The sequence below is a fragment of the Photobacterium sp. 1_MG-2023 genome (genome assembly GCF_030547945.1).
Taxonomy (GTDB): Bacteria; Pseudomonadota; Gammaproteobacteria; order Enterobacterales; family Vibrionaceae; genus Photobacterium.
On the sequence record NZ_JAUORR010000065.1, the window covers coordinates 1 to 2174 of the forward strand.

Below are 2174 nucleotides of genomic sequence, written 5' to 3' on the forward strand. Positions count from 1 at the left end.
CCGACGTGGTATCTGTGTGCGGTCAATTCGATGAATGATGCGAAGTATTTATCGGATGCGAAATCCGTTCCCGTGGCGGACATTGCGGCCTTGCGCTCGGCCAAAATGAACAAGCTGGAAATCAACAAGCCGATCGCGGATTTCATTCACGTCGAGGACGGGGTGGGGAACTACCGCAAGGGTGCGCTGAACTGCCAGACAGGCCGGAAAGTTTCCCTGACCTACCGGAAAAACAGCCAAAAATCTGCGTGACCTAACTCACATCTAAACCTATAGGTTAAACGCCCAACCTATAGGTTTCTCCTCATTTCCAACTCTGCCGAAAGTCGTTTTCATAGCCCTGCCATTACGGCGATATCTTCCAAACACACAAAGGAACGCTATGAAAAAAGAGCACAAAGTCATGCTGATCACAGTGGTGGTCACTTTGCTGATCATTGCAGTGATTAACAACGTGTCTTCCCTGAAGACGCTGAAAGAAACAATTTACGGTGACGGGTGGTTTTAATCATGAGTGTTGTAGCAGTAACGCCAGAAGCGCAGGCGCAAGCCATTGCCAATTACAAATACGAAGGGGTCAAGAAACTGAAGCTGTCGAGCTTCAGCGGCGTGACCTATAACGGCCGCTCAACGCTGACTGTACCCACAGGCCAGACGTTTGATGCGTTCATGTTTAACACCAATCTGCCCCTTGAACGGCTGGAAATCACGTTTCGCCTGAACAGTAACGCCTTTATCAGCGGTATTCCGGCGACCTTCTTCCAGACGCTGGAGCAGTACAAGCAGATGGACGTCCCCGCGGCCCTTGCGCCACAGGGTGAACAGGTCTTCATCGTGTCTTTTGCCGATCTGTCCCTGAAGCTGAAAGACGGCCAGCAACTGACCTCACTGGTCACCATGCTGGGCGAGTCCCTTCAGATTCAGGTCGATATCGGCGCGAAGCAGGACGGCGACCCGGAAATGCCGACCCTCGAAGTGATCGCAGAGGTGAACACCCCGCAGGCGGTGCGCATGTACCTGCCGCGTATCGAGCGCTTGCAGATTGATATGCCAGCGCAGGGCACCAACACCTTTAACACCATGCCAAACGACATGAAGCGCAGCATTCGCCGCATGCACTTCATGACTGATGCCATCGAAGAGCTGGAAATCAAGCGCGATGACAACGTGGCCTATGAGACCACCGCATGGCGTGAGCGTTACATGGCGAACCGCAACGATCTGATGTGGCAGCAGGACATGTTCCATCTGGACTTTCTGATGCGCGGTTTCATCCGCAACGAAATGTTCCCGACGGCGCGGGCCAAAGAGCTGCTGTTCACCTTCAAGACCAGCAAGCCCGCGGGCAGCGTGACGGTGATCACTGAGTATCTGGACGTAGAGCGCACCGCGGCACAGGTCAAGGGCTAAGGGGGCTGCATGCTGGATTGGCTCAATGATGCGATGGACAAGGGCAGCGAAATGTTGACCGGGGCGTGGGAAGACACGACGGACTATGCGGGGAACTGGTGGAATGACTACCTCGACAGCAAGCCGACCCCGAACAGCACGCAAGATCCGCAAGCCAATGAAACGGGCAACACGGCAAAAGTCACCCAGCAGCACCCCCAGGCGTTGTCATACGGCTGGATCATCGGCGGGGCGGTTGTCCTGCTGCTGGTCATCGTTTTGTTAATGCGGAGGTGATCGGATGCCATTAGTCCCTCTATTAATCGGCGGTGGTGTGTTGTGGGGCAGCGGTGCCCTTGTGGGCGGCTCCCTCGGCTATACCGCTGCTGACGGAACCAAGTATCTCAGTGCGGGTGTGGTGGCCGTGGGGGTCATTGTGCTGGTACTGGCCTTTATTTATTTTCGCAGGAAGGGGGCATTGTGAGCGGTGCATCTTCAGGAGGCGGGCTAGCCAGTCTGGCCGGAACCGCCGCCGGGGCCAGTATGGGCTTTCCCGGCATGGATTTGTCCGGGGCATTTGGTGCGCTGGAGTCGGTGAACGACAGCGGGCCGATGACCACGACCAATGGCCCGGTTGAAATGAACTTTGAGGCGGGGGGCGTGACCTTCGGGGCCAAGCCCACGAACTACACCCTGATTGTGGTCGCGATTGCCGCCATGGTGATGCTGTTTTTCTACATGAAGGGGCGCTGATATGGGTCTGCTCAGTTCGAAAAAGAGTACCA

General features: G+C 55.7%; 5 protein-coding genes and 1 pseudogene. All 6 read left to right on the forward strand.

The features are described 5' to 3' along the window. Nucleotides 1-252, forward strand: a pseudogene (locus tag Q4579_RS22775) (hypothetical protein); the annotation flags it as partial. A gap of 130 nt (nucleotides 253-382) precedes the next feature. Then, nucleotides 383-508 carry a hypothetical protein gene (locus Q4579_RS22780; protein ID WP_255558100.1) on the forward strand — a complete coding sequence of 42 codons (126 nt, stop codon included), beginning with the start codon at nucleotides 383-385 and terminating at the stop codon, nucleotides 506-508. Nucleotides 509-510: 2 nt separating this feature from the next. Beyond that, entirely contained in the window at nucleotides 511-1410 is a 900-nt protein-coding gene (locus Q4579_RS22785) for a major capsid protein P2 (RefSeq protein ID WP_303567237.1), read from the forward strand. Nucleotides 1411-1419: 9 nt separating this feature from the next. After that, the gene (locus Q4579_RS22790; RefSeq protein WP_303567239.1) at nucleotides 1420-1686 is read left to right on the forward strand and encodes a hypothetical protein; all 267 of its coding nucleotides are present in this window, start codon (nucleotides 1420-1422) and stop codon (nucleotides 1684-1686) included. A gap of 4 nt (nucleotides 1687-1690) precedes the next feature. Continuing rightward, nucleotides 1691-1873 carry a hypothetical protein gene (locus Q4579_RS22795; protein WP_303567241.1) on the forward strand — a complete coding sequence of 61 codons (183 nt, stop codon included), beginning with the start codon at nucleotides 1691-1693 and terminating at the stop codon, nucleotides 1871-1873. After that, nucleotides 1870-2142, forward strand: a complete 273-nt coding sequence (locus Q4579_RS22800) for a hypothetical protein (protein ID WP_303567242.1) — start codon at nucleotides 1870-1872, stop codon at nucleotides 2140-2142. Before Q4579_RS22795 ends, Q4579_RS22800 begins: the two co-directional genes overlap by 4 nt. Nucleotides 2143-2174 lie beyond the last annotated feature (32 nt).